Source organism: Citrobacter sp. UYEF32, from assembly GCF_040546205.1.
In the GTDB taxonomy this organism is placed as follows: domain Bacteria; phylum Pseudomonadota; class Gammaproteobacteria; order Enterobacterales; family Enterobacteriaceae; genus Phytobacter; species Phytobacter diazotrophicus.
Genome location: NZ_JBEPNI010000008.1, coordinates 229277 through 250466 on the forward strand (window position 1 = coordinate 229277; position 21190 = coordinate 250466).

Genomic DNA, 21190 nt, shown 5'->3' on the forward strand with positions numbered 1-21190 from the left:
TTATCCCACTACTCGTGCACCCGTCGTGTCCAGACGGCAAATATGAACAAAGCCTTCCTGATTTTGCAAATAGTGTTTGCTCAGCCAGTCTGCCACACGTTGCGCGGTTTCCGTTTTATCGCACAACGCAAAAAGCGTTGGGCCGGAACCAGAAATACCACAGGAGAGCGCACCCATTTCGGCGACCGCCTGACGTGCCTCATTAAACCCAGGCAATAATTTCATGCGATACGGCTCAGCAATAACATCTTTCATCAGCTTCGCCGCAAGCTGGGGCTGACGGGAATAGCAGGCGTGAATAAAGCCCGCCAGATGCCGACCATGAGCAATACAGTCCTGACGACGATACTGCGCAGGCAGGATAGCACGGGCCTCCGCGGTAGAAACTTTGATGCCCGGATAGGCCAGCACCCACAGCCATTCATCAAAGCCTGGCACCTGCTGGCTGATAATGCCGTTTTCCTCGATCATCAATTGCATGCCGCCAAGGTAGCAAGGCGCCACGTTGTCGTAATGCACGCTGCCGGAAATGCGCCCTTCCAGCTCGCCCATCAGCGCCAGCATTCGCGTCTCATTTAACGGTTTGCCGCAATACTCGTTCATTGCCACCAGCGCCGCGACAACAGAACAGGCACTGGAGCCCAGCCCTGAGCCAATCGGCATGTTTTTTTCCAGTGTCATTGCCACAGGAACCGTTTTGCCAATCTCCTGGCAGAAACGCTCCCAGCACTGGTAGACAATATTTTCACGAGGCTCTGTCGGCAGTTTGCTGGCAAAACGCCCCAGATTTTTCAGGCTAAAACTGTCCGCCGCCTCAACTGAGACATTATCACCCAACAGCGTGCCATCTATCGGCGTCACCGCGGCGCCCAGCACGTCAAAACCCACGCTCATATTGGCGCTGGAGGCCGGAGCATATACTTTCACCATCTTAAACTCCCAACTTCCAGGACAGCGTACGCAGCAAGTCTGCAAACACCCCTGCCGCAGTAACATCATTGCCCGCACCATAGCCTCGCAGGACCAGCGGCAGCGGTTGGTAATAGTGGCTATAAAACGCAAGGGCGTTTTCGCCGTTTTTCACTTTGAACAGCGGATCGTTACCATCCACTTCGGCAATTTTCACCCGACAGGTGCCATCTTCTTCGATGTTGCCGACGTAGCGCAGCACTTTGCCTTCGTCGCGCGCTTTCGCCACACGATCGGCGAAGTGATCGTCAAGCTGCGGCAGACGCGCCATAAAACTTTCAACGTCACCGCTGTCGTCGAATGTAGCTGGCAGCACAGGTTCAATCACAATATCGGAAAGCTCCAACTCACGCCCGGTTTCACGAGCCAGGATCAGGAGCTTACGCGCCACGTCCATACCGGAAAGATCGTCACGCGGATCAGGTTCGGTGTAACCCATTTCACGTGCGATCTTAGTCGCATCTGACAGGCTCATCCCTTCATCGAGTTTACCGAAAATAAACGATAGCGAACCAGAAAGAATGCCGGAGAAACGTTGTAACTCATCACCCGCATTGAGCAGGTTTTGCAGGTTTTCGATAACCGGCAAGCCCGCGCCCACGTTGGTGTCATAGAGGAACTTACGGCGTGATTTCGCCGCCGCATGGCGCAACTGATGGTAGTAAGCCATTGATGAGGTGTTGGCCTTTTTGTTGGGCGTCACCACATGGAAACCTTCACGCAGGAAGTCGGCATACTGATCGGCCACTGCCTGGTGTGACGTACAATCTACAATAACCGGGTTCAGCAGGTGATATTCCTTCACCAGACGAATCAAACGGCCCAGGTTGAAAGGCTCTTTGGCCTCGGCAAGCTCAGACTGCCAGTTTTCCAGATTTAACCCGTGTACGTTGGTAAGCAACGCTTTCGAGTTTGCCACGCCGCAGACGCGCAAATCGATATGTTTACTTTTGAGCCATGCCTGCTGACGCTTAAGCTGTTCGAGCAGTGCACCACCAACACCGCCCACGCCAATCACAAAAACTTCAATAACCTGGTCGGTGTTGAACAGCATCTGGTGCGTGACGCGCACACCCGTAGTGGCATCATCGTTGCTCACCACGACAGAAATCGAACGCTCGGAAGATCCTTGCGCGATCGCCACGATGTTGATATTAGCGCGCGCCAGTGCAGCAAAGAATTTCGCGGAAATGCCACGCAGAGTACGCATGCCGTCACCCACGACAGAGATGATAGCCAGACGCTCCATCACGGCCAGCGGCTCCAGCAACCCTTCTTTCAGTTCCAGATAAAATTCATCGCCCATTGCACGCTGCGCGCGGACGCAATCGGATTGCGGTACACAGAAGCTGATGCTGTATTCAGAGGAGGACTGGGTAATCAGCACGACAGAAATACCCGCACGTGACATCGCGGCAAACACGCGCGCCGCCATGCCAACCATGCCTTTCATCCCCGGACCTGAAACACTGAACATCGCCATATTATTCAGGTTGGAAATACCTTTGACCGGCAGGCCATCCTCATCAGAGGTGGCGCCAATCAGAGTACCGGGTGCCTGCGGGTTACCGGTATTTTTAATGAGGCAAGGGATCTGGAACTGAGCGATAGGGGTAATGGTACGCGGGTGGAGCACTTTCGCACCGAAGTAGGAGAGTTCCATCGCTTCCTGGTACGACATGGATTTAAGCAGACGGGCATCCGGTACCTGGCGTGGATCACAGGTGTAGACGCCATCAACATCGGTCCAGATTTCGCAACAATCCGCACGCAGGCAGGCAGCCAGAACCGCAGCGGAGTAATCAGAACCATTACGCCCCAGAACAACCAGCTCACCTTTTTCGTTTCCGGCAGTGAACCCTGCCATCAACACCATATGGTCGGACGGGATACGGCTGGCGGCGATGCGGCGCGTTGACTCCGCAATATCCACCGTAGACTCAAGATAGTGCCCAATAGCCAGCAGTTTCTCGACCGGATCAATCACACTCACCTTATGACCGCGCGCTTCAAGCAACCCCGCCATAATGGCGATGGAGAGCTTTTCGCCACGGCAGATCAGCGCCGCATTGATGCTGTCAGGGCACTGCCCCAGCAGGCTTATCCCATGCAAGACGTGTTTGATCTGCGCAAATTCTTGTTCGACAAAGGTTTTTAACTGTGCGAGGGGAAAACCAGGCTGTGCATCCGCCAATCCTTGCAGTAGCTCAGAAAAAATACGTTCGGCATCGCTAATATTTGGTACGGCATCCTGACCTCCGATCGTTTTTTCGATCATGGCGACCAGGTGATTGGTGATTTTCGCCGGGGCAGATAACACAGTTGCCACCTGCCCCTGCCTGGCATTGCTCTCCAGGATGTCGGCAACACGCAGAAACCTTTCCGCATTTGCCACTGATGTACCGCCGAACTTCAACACTCGCATGGTATTACCCCTTGATCTTTGCTCGAAAAAAAAGCCCGCACTGTTCAGGTGCGGGCTTTTTTCTGTGTTTCCTGTACGCGTCAGCCCGCACCGTTACCTGTGGTAATGGTGGTGGTAATAATAATGGTGACGGTGCTGGTGCGTTTCATGGATGTTGTGTGCTCTGTAATTTTATTCTGTCTGTGCTCTGCCTATATTGGTTAAAGTATCTGCCGCCTTAAGTCAACGAATTTTTAGTTTTCAGCTATTTTGCGCAACCTTCCGCTACGCCCGCGACTTATTGACTTATCATAGGTAAAGACCATACAAACCGCACCATTGCAGTGACTTAATCCATAAAACATTCTTATGGCAGTGATTTACTCGGCGAGTTTTTTTTCAATGTCGTGGAGCAAACGGTGCAACATTGCGGTGTCTCGCTGCTCCAGCATCCCCACACGCTGATCCAGCCAGTCGGCCATTTTCATGTCATCCGCCACATCGAGTTTTTCGAGCAACGCGCGCGCCCGCAGACGTAAAGCACGAAGCTGGTTATCATCACGTTGCGTTACCACTTTGGGAGCATTTTGTATTAAAGATGCTAATTGATAACAATAAACCATGACGGCCTGCCCCAGATTGAGTGAAGGATAATCGGCCACCATCGGCACACCCGTTAAAATGTCTGCAAGCGCCAGTTCGTCATTTGTCAGGCCCGAATCTTCCCGGCCAAACACCAGTGCGGCGGCGGGGAGCCACGCGCTTTTTTCCGCCAGAAGCGGTACCAGTTCCGCAGGCGTTGCGTAGTAATGGAATTTAGCGCGACTTCGCGCCGTCGTGGCGACGGTGAATGAAATATCGGCCAGCGCATCGGATAATGCAGAATAAGTTTTAATATTATCAAGCACATCCCCGGCACCATGTGCGACACGGCGAGCGCCTTCCTGTAAATGGGCATCGCTGTCGACAATGCGCAGATCTGTGAAACCCATCGTTTTCATCGCGCGCGCGGCAGCGCCAACATTCTCCGCTCTGGCGGGAGAAACCAATACAATGGCCAGGTGCATTTTTACTCTCTTTTTTATCATACCGACGCGCGAGCGAAGGGTAATGTCAGCATATTTCGCGTCGCGAATTTACAATTTTGTAACAGCAATCACTGAATTTCGTCTTGCCAACGGTTAAAAAAAGCTAAACTGTTGACTGGCGGTATTAACCGCTGAAATGTTAACAGAAAGTGCTTATCCCTATGTTTCTTCATGGCATTTTAATTATGAATCTGAATCTCCTATTGGATTCAACTTATTTATCAATTAATATCCGCAACTAGTTGGTTTATTGAAAAATTGTGATAATCGCTAGCATTTAGATATCAAGATTTCACCAAACTGTTAACGTGCTACAATTGAACTTGATATATGTCAACGAAGCGTAGTTTTATTGGGTGTCCCTTGCGTCTTAGCCTGTTATGTTGCTGTTAAAATGGTTAGGATGACAGCCGTTTTTGACACTGTCGGGTTCAAAGGGAAAGTGCCCACGACCAAGCTAATGATGTTGTTGACGTTGATGGAAAGTGCATCAAGAACGCAATTACGTACTTTAGTCATGTTACGCCGTTCATGTTAATTTGCGACATGTACCAGGCTGGTCAGGGACTTTTGTACTTCCTGTTTCGATTTAGTTGGCAATTTAGGTAGCAAACATGCAGACCCCGCACATTCTTATCGTTGAAGACGAGTTGGTAACACGCAACACGTTGAAAAGCATCTTCGAAGCGGAAGGTTACGATGTCTTTGAAGCGACAGATGGCGCTGAAATGCATCAGATCCTCTCCGAAAATGATATCAACCTGGTGATTATGGATATCAATCTGCCAGGTAAAAATGGCCTTTTACTTGCCCGTGAATTACGCGAGCAAGCGAATGTCGCACTGATGTTCCTGACCGGTCGTGACAACGAAGTAGACAAAATCCTGGGCCTCGAAATCGGTGCGGATGACTACATCACCAAACCGTTTAACCCGCGTGAACTGACTATCCGTGCGCGTAACCTGCTGTCCCGTACCATGAATTTGGGCACCATCAGCGAAGAGCGCCGCAGTGTCGACAGCTATAAGTTTAATGGCTGGGAACTGGATATTAACAGCCGCTCACTGATCAGCCCTAATGGCGAACAGTATAAGCTGCCGCGTAGCGAATTCCGTGCGATGCTGCATTTCTGCGAAAACCCGGGCAAGATCCAATCCCGCGCCGAATTGCTGAAAAAAATGACCGGGCGTGAGCTGAAACCACACGACCGTACGGTTGACGTCACCATCCGTCGCATCCGTAAGCATTTTGAATCCACGCCGGACACACCGGAAATCATCGCGACGATCCACGGTGAAGGTTACCGTTTCTGCGGTGATCTGCAGGAATAATCCTCCTTCAAAAAAAAGCGGCGCCAGGCGCCGCTTTTTTTATTTCCATATCCGTAGTTCTTCATCGACAGGAACCTGGCTTTCTACGGGCTTTTTCACCGCCCGCGAAAGGGAGTACCAGTCGAAGCGCCGTGTCAGTATCATCACGGTACTCAGTGCCGCAAACAGTACGCCTGTTCCCAGTAACAACGCGCTGTCTTCGGAATTCAACAAACTCCACATTACGCCATAGAGCACCAATAGCGCACCGCTAAACGGCAGGCTGGCACGCCAGCTTTTCATCACGCCTTGCAAATAGATACCGTTGATCGTCGCCCCCAGCCCACTGGCAATAATCCACGCCCAGGTAAAGCCGACATGCTCTGACAACGCCAGCAGGACCAGATAGAACATCACCAGCGATAACCCCACCAGCAGATACTCCATGGGGTGCATTTGCCGCCCGGTAAGACTTTCAAAGACGAAAAACGCGGCAAAAATGAGGGCAATAAGCAAAATCGCATATTTTACCGCTCTGTCCGTCAGTTGGTACTGATCCGCTGGCGTGGCGATATTGACGCTGAATGCGGGCAGGCGCCACTCATTGTCACTGCTCAGACTCAGGACATCACGGATTTTGCTATCCAGGTTATTGGCAAACCACGTACTTTGCCAGCGCGCCTGGTAACCCGCAGGGGTAACTTCGCGTTTCGCAGGTAGAAAGTCACCGGTGAAGCCAGGGTGAGGCCAGTCCCCCATCAGCGCCATTTCGCTGTTTCTGCCAAGTGGGACCACGGAAAATGCGCCGGTACCATTAAGACTAAATGAAGCGTTTAGTTTGATATTTTTTTGCGTAATACCCGGCGCAGTCAGTGGAACATGAATACCCTGTAAGTCGCTCATCAGCCCCGATCCCGGCTCTACGCTGAGCGATTCACCGTTCACCTTCATCGCCCGTATTTGCCCGATCCCTCGGGCATCACTCAGGGCAAACACGACAAACGGCTCGCCCAGTTGCCTGGTATCACTCGCCTCCAGCCCGGCTCGTTTTGGGTCAAATTCTGCGTTTATACTGATATCCCCATGCCAGACTTGCCCTTCGTAGATACCCACCTGGCGGTTTTCGACTTGCTGTTTCCCCTCGACCATGAGCGACTCAGGTAGCCAGAAACGGATATAGCTTTTTGAACGGCGAACCTCCTTGGGCGGTTCATCTCCCGTCGACTCCAGCGAAGTCACAACATCCGTCACCGGAATCGCAATCAGCGGACCAATCAACTTTTGCGGCCCGGCGCTACTTTGCCGCAGCGTATCGGCGACCTCATTACGGTAGTCGCCTCTCTCTTTGATTAAATTGCCAACCATTATCAGTGGGATCAGCAACAGACAAATGCACCCTGCCAGGGTGGTAATTTTCCAGAATAACGGTGATTTCAACATAGCCCCTCCTTTGTGTTGCGCGCAGAGTAACGGGGCTATAAGAGGAGAATTTGAAGTTATGTGAAGTGACGGTGAAGTGTCAGTCGCGCCTCTGCGCCACCCTGCGGCAGGTTACATACCTGAATAGTTCCCTGGTGCAAACGCGCTACCTCCTGCACCAGGGCCAGTCCAAGGCCACTGCTCTTTTGTCCATTCTCTCGGGGCAATGAGTAAAACCGTTCAAAGATCCGCTCAAGGGCGTAATCCGGAATACCCGGCCCGTTATCGCATACGGTGAAGACGACATGTTCAGCGTGTTCGTGAGCGCGCAGCGAAATCTGCCCGCCGCGCGGGGTAAAATCGATCGCATTGTCGAGCAGATTGCCCAATGCCTGGCTAAGCAGCCCGGCATCCGCTTCGACGACAAGCTGCCCCGCATCGCATTCCAGGGTCAGATTTTTGGCGGACAGCACCACGCTGCGTTCGTCCTCAAGCTGTCGGAACAGAGCGTCAACAGGGATGGATGTTGTCACTACTTCCTGACGATTTTCGAGCTTCGCCTGCTGTAGCAGCTTCTCAACCAACATCTGCATCCGCGCATTTTGCGCCAGGATATTGTTAGTAAAACGGGTGGCGATATCTGGTGGCGGGTTCTCATGGAGAATTTCTGCCGCGCCGCGTATGGCCGCCAGCGGGCTTTTAAGTTCATGGGTAAGCGCGTAGACGTACTGCTCAATATAATTTTTTCCTTCGAGCTTAAGGCGCATACTCTCCAGCGCCTGCGCCAGCTTACGCAGCTCGCTACTTCCCAGGTCAGGAAGAGGTAAAGGATTTTTTTCGCTCACGGCATCCGCATAGCGTGTCAGCTTGCCGATGGAACGGTTAATCCATAGCGTCACCCCAAACCCAATCACCAGAGCAATCCCCAGTAAGGCCGCGCTGGCCCAGAGCATGCGCCGCTCACTGCGTTTGATGACCGGGGCAATCGCACTATTAGGTTTGCCCACGCTCAAGACGCCGATAATGCGCCCCTGGTCAGTGACGGGAGCCGCCACATACATTACCGTACTTTCCGGGTCGTTAGGATCGGAAGGTGTACTGCGCGCGCCATATTTACCGCGCAGCGTCAGCCAGACATCGTTCCAGCGGGAATAATCCTGACCTACGGCCTGGCCCGCAGAATCAAAAACAACCTTACCCAGCGCATCCGTCATATAGACATGGTATTCGTTACGTACTTTGCGAATGCCGCTGATATTGGCGTTAATGTTGCTTTGGTTGAGCGAAGTGAACGCCTCTGCCAGCTTGCCATTTTGCGCCTGTCCGGAGAGCAAATCATCGTGCGCTACCTCGGCCAGCAGCGTGGCGGTATCAATGAGCGTGCCTTCGGTTGCCCGCCTGACGCCCGGTTTGATCTCCTGGACAAAAATCGACAACACAAACCAGGCGGCAACCGCCACAAGGAGAAAGTAGCCCAGCAACAATCGCATCCCGATACGCATTAGCGGATGCCCAGGCTGTAACCCATACCGCGATGAGTATTAATCGGTGACAATTCGCTATTCACCGCACGCAATTTGGCGCGCAGCGTTTTGATATGGGTATCGACAGTGCGATCGAAGCTCTCTTCGGCATCGGTCCAGACGAGATCCATGAGTTGCTGGCGTGAGAAAACCCTGCCCGGTGCATGCAGCAGAGTTTTTAACAGCAGAAATTCATAGCGTGTAAGGGGGAGAATATCGCCACACCAGCGAACGATAGCCGCCTCTTCGTCCAGTTCGAATTGCCCGACACGAAGAAGAGAAGATTGCACCGTGGCTTTCTGGAAGCGGCGCAGCACGGTACGTACTCGGGCACAAACTTCCCTTGGCGAAAACGGTTTGGCGATATAATCATCAGCCCCCATTTCCAGCCCCAGCAATTTGTCGATCTCGTCGCTACGCGCGGTCAGAAACAGCACTGGCAGCCCCGGCGCCCTGGCCAGCAAACGGCGGCACAGCTCAAAACCACTGATGTCCGGCAGCCCAACATCCAGGATCGCCAGGTCCGGCAACTGCCGCGCCGCCGCGTCAAGAACAGGCAGTCCCCGCTCAAATGACGTGACGGCGAACCCATCCTGCTGCAGCATATAAATCAGCGTCTCGGCAATGCTTGCCTCATCTTCAACCAGCCAGATTCGCGGTTGTGGCATCTCCATTCCTTTTTATTTACTCCATGGCATAATCGGCACCGCACTCAGTGCGTTTTTCGGGGAACCTTCCACCACTTTATCGGAATAGGTCAGATAAACCAAAGAGTTACGTTTGCTGTCATAAAAGCGGACCACCTGAAGTTTCTTAAACACCAGCGAAGTACGTTTCTGGAAGACCACATCGCCCTGGGCTTTCCCATTTTTAATCTTATCACTGAGTTCGATTGGCCCTACCTGCTGGCAGGAAATCGCCGCATCGGATGTATCCTCCGCCAGCCCCAACCCCCCTTTAATGCCGCCTGTTTTTGCCCGGCTAATGTAACAGGTCACATTTTGCACATCAGGATCGTCAAAGGCTTCCACCACAATTTTGTGATCCGGGCCGAACATTTTAAACACAGTGTCCACTGAGCCAATCTGTTCCGCCTGCGCAGAACCCCACAGCAACGCTAATGAGGAAAGTATTAAACGCGTGTATTTCATATTGTTACCATTTTTGAATATAACGTTGAGCGACTATTCTCGGGTTTAAGAGGAAAAGGTTTATAGATCACCAATTTACAAAAATTATCATGAAAATCAGACACAATGAGCACTAATGCACAAAAAAAACACTGAATGCTAAAACGCCAAACAGTGGTATTATCCATCCCCTGGTATCAGGCGTAAGCCGTTTTAAGGATGAGGATATTTTATGGATCAGGCTGGGATTATTCGTGATCTACTTACCTGGCTGGAAAGCCACCTGGATCAGCCATTGTCGTTAGATAATGTGGCGGCAAAAGCGGGTTATTCCAAGTGGCATCTGCAAAGGATGTTCAAAGACGTGACGGGCCATGCGATTGGCGCTTATATTCGCGCGCGCCGCCTGTCGAAGTCTGCTGTTGCTTTGCGTCTGACCTCGCGTCCCATTCTGGATATCGCCCTGCAGTACCGCTTTGACTCTCAGCAAACCTTTACCCGCGCGTTTAAAAAGCAGTTTAATCTGACGCCCGCGCTGTATCGCCGTTCACCTGACTGGAGCGCCTTCGGCATTCGTCCGCCGCTGCGTTTAGGTGAGTTTGCCATGCCGAGACATGAATTTATCACCCTTCCGGATATGCAGCTCATCGGTACAACGCAGAGCTATACCTGCTCGCTGGAAGAAATTTCCGATTTCCGCAACCAGATGCGTATCCAGTTCTGGCGTGACTTTTTAGGCAATTCGCCCACCATTCCGGCTGAGATGTATGGCCTGCATGAACCGCGACCAAGTCTTGAGAAAGATGACGAGCAAGAGGTGTTTTACACCACCGCTTTAACACCAGAGATGGCGAACGGCTACATGCATAATGCCCAGCCAGTGAAGCTCGAAGGCGGTGAGTATGTCATGTTCTTCTACGAAGGGCCGGGCACGGGCGTGCAGGAGTTTATCCTGACCGTCTACGGTACCTGCATGCCGATGCTGAATCTGACACGCCGTAAAGGCCAGGATATTGAGCGTTTCTACCCGCAGGAAGATGCGCGGGCGCAAGAGCCACCGCTTTACATCCGCTGCGAGTATCTGATTCCCGTCCGCCGTTAACGCTGCAGTTCATCCAGCGCAGGGGCGTCCAGATGTGAGACGTCTCCTGCTGTTTCCACTACCCATCCCGACGCCAGCCATGCGCTATCCTGATAATCGATACGGGAAATAGAGCAGTTACGCAAGCGCAGGCGGCGCTCAGCATACGCCGGAAGCCCCAGAATGGTGCTGACCAGACAGCCCAGGGCCATGCCGTGGCTGACGATCATCGGGCGGCTACCCTGCGGTAACTCCAGCGTGGTCGCAAGGGCAGCATGCATACGATCGGCAAGCTCCTGCATCGACTCGCCGCCGGGAATGCGCCCCCCTGCGGTGCCATTTACCAGTTGGCGACGCCAGCCTTCTTCTTCTTCGGTCAGGGTTTCAAGATTGCGCTGTTCGAGCACGCCCATATCGAGTTCACGCAGGCGCGAGTCGAGGGTGATATCGCAGCCACATAGCTCTGCAATGATTTCAGCCGTGCGACGTGTACGTCCGAGATCGCTGGCAATAATATGGGTGATGCCCAGCGCTTTCGCGCGTTCAGCCACCTGCCATGCCTGCTGCTCGCCTTTTTCGGTTAACGGACTGTCTGAATGGCCTTGAATACGACGCTCGGCGTTCCACTGCGTTTCACCGTGGCGGACAAGGTATACCTGTAACATGCTTTTATATCCATTATACTGCGATGAAGTTTATTATATGAGGAAGGCCTTACCCGTCATGCAGACAGAACTGGTCTCATTACGGGCAGCCAGCTATTGATTATGCACCATGTTGTCGCTGCTACCACAAACCCCGCCAAAATTCGGGCTATTCTGCACGCTTTTAATGAGATTTTCGGTGAAAACGCCAGCCGCATCGACGCAATTGCTGTTGAAAGCGGTGTACCGGAACAGCCTATGGGCAGTAAAGAGACGCTTGAAGGCGCACGTAACCGTGTCGAAAATGCCCGCCACGCCTGTCCAAATGCGGACTTTTGGGTAGCTATCGAAGCCGGAATTGATGAAGGCAGCACGTTTAGCTGGGTCGTCATCGAAAGTCGCGACCAGCGCGGCGAAGCCCGCTCTGCCACCCTGCCCTTGCCTGAGGTGATTCTGCAAAAGATCCGTGCCGGGCAAGCGCTTGGTCCGGCGATGTCGGCATATACCGGTATTGATGAAATTGGGCGCAAAGATGGCGCAATTGGCGTGTTTACCGCCGGAAAATTGACGCGCGCCAGCGTCTATCATCAGGCCGTGATACTGGCATTAAGCCCCTTTCACAATGCGGTCTATCGCTGATCGTTAAGCAGCGTCTGCTCCAGCCATAAACGCAGGTCGGCTGGCGCCGCTTTCAGGCTGTTGGATCCCCGGGTGATCGTGGCAATACCCGCCCCGAGTTCACTTTTGAGTTCTCGTTGACTCATCTCTCCGCGCAACAACTCTTCGATAATACGTACGCGGGTACCCAGCGCTTCACGTTCATCGGGGGTGAGCATCAGGTTAAGTAACGGAAGATGTAGATCCTGTTCGTAAGACTGCCTGACGAGTTCAACAAAGCGAAGCCATTCCTGGTGACGCTGTTCGGCCATGGCCGCTGAATAAGGTGATTGCTGGGTCATAATATGCCGCCGTTATGCTATGTACTCGCTTGAGAGTACACAGCATAACACAAACCACAGAAATCAGTAACGACGCTGCCACTCCGCGTCCGTCAGCACTGGCCCTTTGTTGCCATTGATAAAGAAACGGTAATACGCGTCATAGGCCAGCACGTTTTTCACATAACTACGGGTTTCGGAAAAGGGGATGCTCTCAATAAAGGCCACCGCGTCAATGCGTCCACCGCTGTTGTTCAGCCAGGTGCGCACCCTGCCCGGACCGGCGTTGTACGCCGCGGATGAGAAGATGCGGTTGTTACCAAACTGCTGATAGACATATTGCAGATAGCTGGTACCGATGTTGATATTCACTTCCGGTTCCAGCAATTGAGCCGCGTTACTGTAGCCTGGAATGTTAAACATCTTCACCGTATGCGTTGCCGTGCCCGGCATGATCTGCATTAACCCACTTGCCCCGACCGGGGAACGCGCTTTCGGGTTCCAGGCGCTCTCCTGACGAGAGATCGCCATTGCATAGCTTTGCGGAATATCTTTCCCGCTCGTATAGCGGGCATACAAGTCGCTGTAGGCCAGCGGGAATCGCTCTTCAAGTTGATCCCACAACTTACCGGCGATGGTCGCCTGTACGCTCAGGTCCCACCAGTGCTGGTTAAACGCATAGCGCGCCAGTTGCGCCTGCTCCTGCACACTGCGGCTGGTGATCAAATTGGCCCACTCGCTACGAGCAGTGTTGTCCTGATTCCAGTACATAAGCTCGCGCACACGGGACATTTCAGGTCCGTTTGCCAGCGCTGGATCGATGTTGCCCGGCGCTTTATCGATTTTCATGGTGTACTCTTCACCCAGCCGCTGGGCCGCCGCCATCGGGTAGAATCCACGTTGTTGCATGAGCGCATGCAGGATCTCTTTCGCCTCGGCGTCACGCCCACGTTCCAGCAGCAGGTCGGCCTGCCAGTAGCGCCACTCATCCTTCTCTTTTGCTTCCATCGGTAAGCGCGCAAGCCAGGTATTCAGCCCACGGCGGTCGCCGTTGCCGATAGCCATCCGCACCCGTCGTTCAACGATCGAAATGGACTGCGAACGCATGATGGCGTCATCGCGCCAGCGCGCCTGTTCGCTGGTCACGTCATTGCCCATCAAACGCCAGGCGACAATGTCACGCAGCGCTTGCGTCTGATCTTCATTCAGTTGTTGCGCCTGCACCAGCGACGGGATCATCAGCCGGGCGTTTTCCACATCATCACGCGCGACGCTTTCGAACGCTTCAGCCGCCATCTGGCGGGTAAAATCGGTCGCCCCCGTGGTACGGGCGAAAGTCATGACACTGCCAGGATTATTGGCAAGCGTAATGATGGCGGAAGAGATGGTCTGATAATCCGGGGGCATCTGGCCCGCCAGCAGAATAACCAGCCGGGTATTGCCCGCTTTCATAGCGAGGCGGATACGTTCCAGAAACGCCAGCGGGTCTTGCGTGCCGGACGCACGCCATGCGCCAAACAACCGGTCACAGGCGTTTGGCTGGCTGTTTCCTGTCAGCCACAGCTCCTTCGCCCCCTGCCAGGCCTCGTCTGCCTGCCCGGTGTTCCATTTCGCAAAGTAGTAGTTACATTGCGCTTCCGTTGTCGTGGGTTTTTCCGGGCTGAATGCCAGCAGACCACGCCAGTCTTCCCGGCGTGCCAGCTCGTTGATAAAACGTGTTTTCAGCGTGCGGGCCGGCGGCAATGTGGGGTTTGCCTGAATAAAATTGGTTACCGTTACGGCGGGTTGGTTCATCAGATCATCGGTTATCTGCCGGTACTGCAGATAAGGGTATAGCGGATAGTTTTGCAGCCCTGGCATCAGTTGCGATACCACATCCATCTGCTTGTTATCCCATGCCTGTTTGATCTGAGCATAGCGATTACGTTGTTCATCCAGTGAGTCCGCTCGCGCCACATTGCTGAGGGACAGCAAACAAATACTGGCCGCCAGAAAACGCCAGGCGGCATGTTTAGCTCTCTGCACAGCTTATTCCCCTTATAAAAACGATACCTACAGCGTCATGCCGCATAATGCCTTAATGCTAACCGCGCCCGCCGTAACGCGCCACGTAATGCACACTTTTTTACCTTTCTTGTGTCATTTAACACTACGGGTGCTGCTGGCTGGGATTGAGCACGGAAAACGGCTACACTTCGCCTTTGAAAACTATCACCATTCATTAGCCCTGAATAATTCAGGTTGCAAGGCGGCGGCAAAGGAAAGATTCCTGGCGCGGCATCAGCAACCTGATGGATGAAGGGATAAAAAGAGGCGAAGTCCAACGTGGCTCAATTCGTTTATACCATGCATCGTGTCGGCAAAGTGGTTCCGCCGAAACGTCATATTCTGAAAAATATCTCGCTGAGTTTCTTCCCTGGCGCAAAAATCGGTGTACTGGGCCTTAACGGTGCCGGTAAATCTACCCTGCTGCGCATCATGGCTGGCATTGACACCGATATTGAAGGTGAAGCCCGCCCACAGCCTGGTCTGAAAATCGGCTACCTGCCGCAGGAACCGCAGCTAAACCCGGAACAGACCGTGCGTGAATCCGTTGAAGAAGCGGTTTCCGAGGTGGTGAACGCGCTGAAAGGTCTGGACGAAGTGTATGCGAAATATGCTGAACCGGACGCTGACTTCGATAAACTCGCGGCACAACAAGGCAAGTTTGAAGAGATTATCCAGGCGCACGACGGCCATAACCTGAACGTGCAACTTGAGCGCGCCGCTGACGCACTGCGCCTGCCGGACTGGGACGCGAAAATCGCTAACCTCTCCGGTGGTGAGCGCCGCCGCGTTGCGCTGTGCCGTCTGCTGCTTGAAAAACCAGACATGTTGCTGCTCGACGAACCGACTAACCACCTGGACGCCGAGTCTGTCGCCTGGCTGGAACGCTTCCTGCACGACTTCGAAGGCACCGTGGTGGCAATCACCCACGACCGTTACTTCCTCGACAACGTTGCCGGTTGGATCCTCGAACTGGACCGCGGCGAAGGTATTCCGTGGGAAGGCAACTACTCCTCCTGGCTGGAGCAGAAAGATCAGCGTCTGGCGCAGGAGGCCTCTCAGGAAGCGGCGCGTCGTAAATCCATCGAGAAAGAACTTGAGTGGGTTCGTCAGGGCGCGAAAGGCCGTCAGTCTAAGGGCAAAGCCCGTCTGGCGCGCTTTGAAGAGCTTAACAACGTCGAATATCAGAAACGTAACGAGACCAACGAACTGTTTATTCCGCCAGGCGCACGTCTGGGGGATAAAGTCGTTGAAGTCAGCAACCTGCGTAAGTCCTACGGCGACCGCGTGCTGATTGACGACCTGAGTTTCTCCGTACCGAAAGGCGCTATCGTCGGGATTATCGGCCCGAACGGCGCGGGTAAATCGACCCTGTTCCGTATGATGTCCGGTCAGGAACAGCCTGACGCCGGTTCAATCACCCTGGGTGAAACCGTCAAGCTGGCCTCCGTCGATCAGTTCCGCGACGCCATGGATAACAGCAAAACCGTATGGGAAGAAGTTTCCGGCGGGCTGGATATCATGAAGATTGGCAACACCGAGATGCCGAGCCGCGCCTATGTGGGCCGCTTTAACTTTAAAGGCGTTGACCAGGGCAAGCGCGTTGGCGAGCTGTCCGGCGGTGAGCGTGGTCGTCTGCACCTGGCGAAACTGTTGCAGGTTGGCGGTAACGTACTGCTCCTCGATGAACCGACCAACGACCTGGATATCGAAACCCTGCGCGCGCTGGAAAACGCCCTGCTGGAGTTCCCGGGCTGCGCGATGGTTATCTCGCACGACCGTTGGTTCCTTGACCGTATCGCGACCCACATTCTGGATTATCAGGATGAAGGTAAGGTGGAGTTCTTCGAAGGTAACTTTACCGAGTACGAAGAGTATAAGAAACGCACCCTTGGCGCCGATGCGCTGGAGCCGAAGCGTATCAAGTACAAACGTATTTCAAAATAAACAGCAAAAAGGCAGCGTAAGCTGCCTTTTTAATGTTTGCTTCCTCTCCACGTGGATGAGGGCATCAGACCGCACAAGGTCAAAACAAGTAGCCCGGCTAAGTGAAACGCCAGCCGGGGCATGTCCGGATGACGGTGTAAACGCCTTACCCGGCTGCTAATCCCCCATCAACTCTTTTACCAGTTCCACGCAGTGCAGAAACCGGGAGTCATAATCAGGCTCTTCCACATGCCGCCAGGTAATATTGTTCTCTTTGAGCATATCCACCAGCATCTGCTGGAACTCGCTGCGATCAACTGAACTGCCCAGGCTTCTCAACCCGTCGGCAACCCATGGCGTATTATTTTCCAGCAGAATCACCAGGTCGAAACGGTATTCATCGATCATCGCCTGCACAAAAGGGTGCTCACGCCCTTCATACTTCACGCAAAATGCCTGCGTAGTGACAAAGTCCGTGTCGATAAAAGCCACTTTATTGGCATATTTCACAGCAAAATCAATATACTGCGCCTGCCCCAATGCGATCTTGTCATAGTCGGAATACTGCAGTGCCATCTCATCGCCGCCAAGATGGGAGAAGACATAATCCCGCCCGTACTCCCACGCGCTGGTGGTATTGAAGATATTCGCGAGCTTATTGACCAGCGTCGATTTCCCGCTGGATTCCCCTCCCAGTATCGCCACGGTGCGCACGAAAAACGGCTTCACTTCGGTCGGAATATAATCCCAGTAGCGGAACGGATTCTCACGAATGAGCGCGCCGCTGATATTCATAAAAGTGCGTTTGGGATCGATAAGCACCGTTTCAATACCCAGATGCTCAAGGTACTGGGGAGCGTCCGCCTCTTCCGAACTGTAGATCCAGTTAGGCTGAATGCCCTTTTCATCCATAAAGGCTTTAATGCCTTTACTCCAGACATCCCAGCCATGCGGGTAAGGCTCCATTCCCTCTTCATTAAACGCATGAATACGAATGTTTTTCTGATATTTGAAGGTCTGCAGCAGCCAACGCAGGCGGTCGCTGATGGTCGGCTGCTGGGACATCGCACTGTCTTCAAACAGTTCGCGGTCGCGCTTCTCGTCATACCCCATCACAATATGCAGCTCATCCACCTGGCTACAGGCACGCTGAATCAGGTAGATATGCCCGGTATGCAGCGGGTAAAACTTACCAAACACCACGCCAACGCTTTTTTGCCGACGCGGAAATTCCAATCCGAGGAAACGGTGCAGCGCCTCGAGTTTTTGCGCGCTGGGACTTTTGATTTTGGCATTCAGGAGTTGGCTCAAATAGCCTTTGGTCATGCCGCTGGCGTCGGCCACCTGCTGCAACGTGCAGCCTTTTTGACGGATTGCGGTCTTGAGATAGTCGAATGACGACACGAGTGCCTCCTGCTGGCTGAACCTGCCTGGCAGCATCAACGTGCCAGGCCTATTATGCAAAATTCCCTATGCATTTCGGGGCAGGAGGCGGGGAATAAACGCAGCCATCACACCTGCCGCCAGAAAGACGACGGGAATGTAATTATAAGTCGTCAAAGACGCTTAGTGCATCTGCGAGTTTTTTAACACCGAAGACCTGCATCCCTTCTGGTGGTTTTTTCGGCACATTCGCGGCAGGTACAATGGCGCGTCGGAAGCCGTGTTTCGCCGCTTCGGAAATCCGCTCTTGCCCGCTGGGCACCGGGCGGATCTCACCCGCCAGCCCCACCTCGCCAAAGACCACCAGGTCCTGAGGCAGAGGCCGGTCGCGCAGGCTCGACACCATAGCCAGTAACAACGCCAGGTCCGCGCTGGTTTCCGTCACTTTTACGCCGCCGACAACGTTGACGAACACATCCTGGTCGGCCATCTGCAGTCCGCCGTGGCGATGCAGCACCGCCAGCAGAATGGCAAGGCGGTTCTGCTCAAGCCCGACAGCAACACGCCGGGGATTGGACATCATCGAGTGATCCACCAGCGCCTGAATCTCTACCAGTAGCGGACGCGTGCCTTCCCAGACCACCATCACCGAACTGCCGGAAGTCACTTCATCGCCACGGCTAAGGAAGATGGCGGACGGGTTACTCACTTCCCGTAGCCCTTGTTCGGTCATCGCAAAGACGCCCAACTCGTTGACTGCGCCAAAGCGGTTCTTATGGCTGCGCAGCGTACGGAAACGAGAGTCCGCATCACCATCCAGCAACACAGAGCAGTCAATACAGTGCTCAAGGACTTTCGGCCCCGCCAGCGAGCCATCTTTGGTCACGTGCCCGACCATGACAATCGCCACCCCGCGCGTTTTCGCGAAGCGTGTAAGATAAGCCGCCGTTTCACGCACCTGCGCCACGCTACCGGGAGAAGACTGGATATCTGCCATGTGCATGACCTGGATGGAGTCAATAACCATCAGCTTCGGCTGCTCTTCATCGGCAATCTGGCAGATTTGCTCAATGCTGGTTTCCGACAACATATTCAGATTGGCAGTCGGCAGGCCAAGACGGTGCGCGCGCATCGCCACCTGCTGCAACGACTCTTCCCCGGTGACGTACAGCGTTTTCATCTGTTCCGCGAGTCTGCACAGGGTTTGTAGCAGAAGCGTCGATTTACCTGCACCAGGGTTACCGCCAATCAGGATAGCGCTTCCCGGCACCACGCCGCCGCCCAACACGCGGTCGAACTCTTTAAAACCGGTCGAAAAACGCGGCAAGGCTTCCAGGCTGATATCGGAAAGTTTCTGTACTTTCGACGCGCCCGCATTGCCAGCATACCCGCTTAAGCGCTCATTACGCGCCACGACAGGCGAGGCGGCCACACGCACTTCGGTAATCGTGTTCCAAGCATGGCAGGCGCTACATTGCCCCTGCCAGCGGGGATAATCGGCACCACATTCATTACAGACAAATGCGCGTTTTGGAGCTTTCGCCACAGAGACCTCGTTATTTCTTCGCCAGACTGGCTGAGAGAATGCAGAACACCCCCATCAAATCAGCGTGACGGATGGTGACTTCGGCTTTTTCATTTACTTTCGGTTTCGCGTGAAACGCGATACCTAACCCGGCGGCTTTAATCATCGGCAGATCATTAGCACCGTCGCCAATGGCGATCGTTTGAGTTGCCGGAATCTCGTGTTCCTGCGCCAGACGTTTCAGGGTATTGGCTTTGTACTGCGCGTCCACAATGTCGCCCAGCACGTTGCCGGTGAACTTACCGTCAACCACTTCCAGATGGTTGGCTACCGCCGCTGTCAGGCGGAGCATCTCGCGCAGGTGATCGGCAAAGAAGGTAAAGCCGCCAGACGCAATCGCCACTTTCCAGCCCAGCGCTTCCAGTTTTAACACCAATTGCGTAAGGCCTGGCATCAGGGGCAGACTGTCACGGACCTGATGCAGGATGTTTGCGTCAGCCCCTTTGAGCGTTGCCACACGTTGACGCAGGCTGGCCGTGAAGTCCAGCTCACCGCGCATGGCGCGTTCCGTCACTTCCGATACCATTTCGCCCGTACCGGCCAGTTTAGCGATTTCATCAATGCACTCAATTTGAATCGCAGTTGAGTCCATATCCATCACCATCAGGCCCGGATGACGCAGAGACGGAATTTTACCGAGCGGCGCAACGTCCAGCCCTTCATCATGTGCCAGGCGGGTAGCACGCGGGGTAAGTGAACCGGCAAGGCGGATAACCTGATAATCTTCCACACACCAGGCGGCCACGATCACCATTGCCGCGCCCAGTTTACGTTGCCAGGCGGTCAAACGTTCTTTATTCAGGGCGCGTCCATACAGAAGCCAGCCGCTACGACCCGCGTGATAATCCAGGGGCATGACCTCATCGCCACTTAAAGAGAGCGGCAACCCAGGCCACTGAGAAACGTCGTTGGGCAGGTCGCACCAGGTCAAATTATTCGGCATTACAGCTCCTGTAGGGGTATGTGCTGAGGTAAAAATAACGCATGAGGCTACCTTGTAACCAGCGCTTCTGGCAACATTAAGCCGCAAATTTTCAACAGGTGGAATATGGCTCGCGCAAAACTCAAATTCCGGCTTCATCGTGCCGTGATCGTGCTCTTCTGTCTGGCGCTGCTGGTCGCCCTTATGCAGGGCGCATCCTGGTTCAGTCAGAATCACCAGCGTCAGCGCAATCCGCAGCTTGAAGAGCTGGCCCGCACGCTGGCGAAACAGGTCACGCTAAACCTTGCGCCACTGATGCGCGCGGAGACGCCTGACGATAAGCGTATCAGCGTTGTGCTGCGGCAATTGACCGAGGAGAGCCGAATTCTCGATGCGGGCGTCTATGACGAACGCGGCGATCTGATTGCCCGGTCTGGCGAAAGCATTGATGTGCGCGACAGGCTGGCGCTGGACGGCAAAAAAGCCGGGGGCTATTTCAACCAGCAGATCGTCGAGCCGATTCAGGGCAAAAGCAGTCCGCTGGGCTACCTGCGTTTAACGCTGGATACCCATACGCTGGCGACGGACGCCAAACAGGTCGACAACACCACCAATATTTTACGCCTGATGCTGCTACTTTCACTGGCGATAGGCGTCGTGCTGACCCGTACGCTGTTGCAGGGGAAGCGTACCCGCTGGCAACAGTCTCCCTTCCTGCTTACCGCCAGCAAGCCGGTGCCGGAAGAGGAAGAGAACGAAAAGAAAGTGTAATCTACCTACACCCTACGGATTTCACGTTGCAGCCCGCGCGGTAGCAACGTG

Annotated in this window: 20 protein-coding genes and 1 other annotated feature; of the genes, 5 read left to right on the plus strand and 15 right to left on the minus strand. The window is 53.9% G+C overall.

Annotated features, from left to right (window positions below):
- The 5 genes from thrB to yjjY all read right to left on the minus strand — a co-directional run bounded on the left by thrB (position 1) and on the right by yjjY (position 4980).
- On the minus strand, positions 1 to 930 hold the full coding sequence (thrB, locus tag ABIB59_RS22205) for a homoserine kinase (protein WP_039078274.1): 930 nt from the start codon (positions 928 to 930) through the stop codon (positions 1 to 3).
- 1 nt (position 931) lies between these two features.
- Positions 932 to 3394 carry a bifunctional aspartate kinase/homoserine dehydrogenase I gene (thrA, locus tag ABIB59_RS22210; protein ID WP_039078273.1) on the minus strand — a complete coding sequence of 821 codons (2463 nt, stop codon included), beginning with the start codon at positions 3392 to 3394 and terminating at the stop codon, positions 932 to 934.
- Between the two features lie 24 nt (positions 3395 to 3418).
- Positions 3419 to 3536, minus strand: a sequence feature (Thr leader region).
- Positions 3475 to 3543 carry a thr operon leader peptide gene (gene thrL / locus ABIB59_RS22215; RefSeq protein ID WP_071846003.1) on the minus strand — a complete coding sequence of 23 codons (69 nt, stop codon included), beginning with the start codon at positions 3541 to 3543 and terminating at the stop codon, positions 3475 to 3477. Its footprint overlaps the feature before it by 62 nt.
- A gap of 210 nt (positions 3544 to 3753) precedes the next feature.
- On the minus strand, positions 3754 to 4440 hold the full coding sequence (locus tag ABIB59_RS22220; RefSeq protein ID WP_039078272.1) for a tRNA/rRNA methyltransferase: 687 nt from the start codon (positions 4438 to 4440) through the stop codon (positions 3754 to 3756).
- A gap of 399 nt (positions 4441 to 4839) precedes the next feature.
- A complete protein-coding gene (gene yjjY / locus ABIB59_RS22225; protein ID WP_086870418.1) occupies positions 4840 to 4980 on the minus strand; it encodes a YjjY family protein in 141 nt (46 codons plus the stop codon).
- 95 nt (positions 4981 to 5075) lie between these two features.
- Here yjjY and arcA point away from each other — a divergent pair, with 95 nt between their 5' ends.
- Complete coding sequence (gene arcA / locus ABIB59_RS22230) at positions 5076 to 5792, plus strand: two-component system response regulator ArcA (protein ID WP_039078271.1); 717 nt, start codon at positions 5076 to 5078, stop codon at positions 5790 to 5792.
- Positions 5793 to 5831: 39 nt separating this feature from the next.
- Here arcA and creD read toward each other — a convergent pair whose 3' ends face one another.
- From creD to creA, 4 genes are read right to left on the minus strand one after another with little or no spacing between them, the layout of a single operon-like run.
- Entirely contained in the window at positions 5832 to 7211 is a 1380-nt protein-coding gene (gene creD, locus ABIB59_RS22235; protein WP_079497300.1) for a cell envelope integrity protein CreD, read from the minus strand.
- A gap of 56 nt (positions 7212 to 7267) precedes the next feature.
- Positions 7268 to 8692 carry a two-component system sensor histidine kinase CreC gene (gene creC, locus ABIB59_RS22240; protein WP_354037058.1) on the minus strand — a complete coding sequence of 475 codons (1425 nt, stop codon included), beginning with the start codon at positions 8690 to 8692 and terminating at the stop codon, positions 7268 to 7270.
- Positions 8692 to 9381, minus strand: a complete 690-nt coding sequence (gene creB, locus ABIB59_RS22245; protein WP_039078268.1) for a two-component system response regulator CreB — start codon at positions 9379 to 9381, stop codon at positions 8692 to 8694. The genes creC and creB overlap by 1 nt, the downstream gene beginning before the upstream one ends.
- 12 nt (positions 9382 to 9393) lie before the next feature.
- Positions 9394 to 9864 carry a protein CreA gene (creA, locus tag ABIB59_RS22250; RefSeq protein ID WP_039078267.1) on the minus strand — a complete coding sequence of 157 codons (471 nt, stop codon included), beginning with the start codon at positions 9862 to 9864 and terminating at the stop codon, positions 9394 to 9396.
- A 211-nt stretch (positions 9865 to 10075) separates the two neighbouring features.
- Here creA and robA point away from each other — a divergent pair, with 211 nt between their 5' ends.
- Positions 10076 to 10945, plus strand: coding sequence for an MDR efflux pump AcrAB transcriptional activator RobA (gene robA / locus ABIB59_RS22255; protein WP_039078266.1), 870 nt, complete (start codon positions 10076 to 10078; stop codon positions 10943 to 10945).
- Here robA and gpmB read toward each other — a convergent pair.
- Positions 10942 to 11589: a 2,3-diphosphoglycerate-dependent phosphoglycerate mutase GpmB gene (gene gpmB / locus ABIB59_RS22260; protein ID WP_039078265.1), complete on the minus strand. Its 648-nt coding sequence runs from the start codon at positions 11587 to 11589 to the stop codon at positions 10942 to 10944. The two genes, robA and gpmB, sit on opposite strands and share 4 nt — an antisense overlap.
- 102 nt (positions 11590 to 11691) lie before the next feature.
- Between gpmB and yjjX the strand changes: the two genes are divergently transcribed.
- A complete protein-coding gene (gene yjjX, locus ABIB59_RS22265; RefSeq protein ID WP_039078264.1) occupies positions 11692 to 12207 on the plus strand; it encodes an inosine/xanthosine triphosphatase in 516 nt (171 codons plus the stop codon).
- On the opposite strand, the gene trpR is transcribed toward yjjX, so the two are convergent.
- Both trpR and sltY read right to left on the minus strand, forming a co-directional pair.
- A complete protein-coding gene (gene trpR, locus ABIB59_RS22270) occupies positions 12198 to 12527 on the minus strand; it encodes a trp operon repressor (protein ID WP_039078263.1) in 330 nt (109 codons plus the stop codon). The two genes, yjjX and trpR, sit on opposite strands and share 10 nt — an antisense overlap.
- A gap of 63 nt (positions 12528 to 12590) precedes the next feature.
- Positions 12591 to 14531 carry a murein transglycosylase gene (gene sltY, locus ABIB59_RS22275; protein ID WP_039078262.1) on the minus strand — a complete coding sequence of 647 codons (1941 nt, stop codon included), beginning with the start codon at positions 14529 to 14531 and terminating at the stop codon, positions 12591 to 12593.
- A 300-nt stretch (positions 14532 to 14831) separates the two neighbouring features.
- On the opposite strand from sltY, the gene ettA reads away from it, so the two are divergent.
- A complete protein-coding gene (gene ettA, locus ABIB59_RS22280; RefSeq protein WP_039078261.1) occupies positions 14832 to 16499 on the plus strand; it encodes an energy-dependent translational throttle protein EttA in 1668 nt (555 codons plus the stop codon).
- Positions 16500 to 16655: 156 nt separating this feature from the next.
- On the opposite strand, the gene nadR is transcribed toward ettA, so the two are convergent.
- From nadR to serB, 3 genes are all read right to left on the minus strand, one after another.
- Complete coding sequence (gene nadR, locus ABIB59_RS22285) at positions 16656 to 17882, minus strand: multifunctional transcriptional regulator/nicotinamide-nucleotide adenylyltransferase/ribosylnicotinamide kinase NadR (RefSeq protein ID WP_039078467.1); 1227 nt, start codon at positions 17880 to 17882, stop codon at positions 16656 to 16658.
- 142 nt (positions 17883 to 18024) lie between these two features.
- Positions 18025 to 19407 (minus strand): DNA repair protein RadA, encoded by a 1383-nt coding sequence (radA, locus tag ABIB59_RS22290; RefSeq protein WP_039078260.1) that lies wholly within the window; start codon positions 19405 to 19407, stop codon positions 18025 to 18027.
- A gap of 10 nt (positions 19408 to 19417) precedes the next feature.
- Positions 19418 to 20389 carry a phosphoserine phosphatase gene (gene serB, locus ABIB59_RS22295; protein ID WP_071193593.1) on the minus strand — a complete coding sequence of 324 codons (972 nt, stop codon included), beginning with the start codon at positions 20387 to 20389 and terminating at the stop codon, positions 19418 to 19420.
- Between the two features lie 105 nt (positions 20390 to 20494).
- Here serB and ABIB59_RS22300 point away from each other — a divergent pair, with 105 nt between their 5' ends.
- Entirely contained in the window at positions 20495 to 21139 is a 645-nt protein-coding gene (locus ABIB59_RS22300; RefSeq protein ID WP_071193592.1) for a YtjB family periplasmic protein, read from the plus strand.
- Positions 21140 to 21190 lie beyond the last annotated feature (51 nt).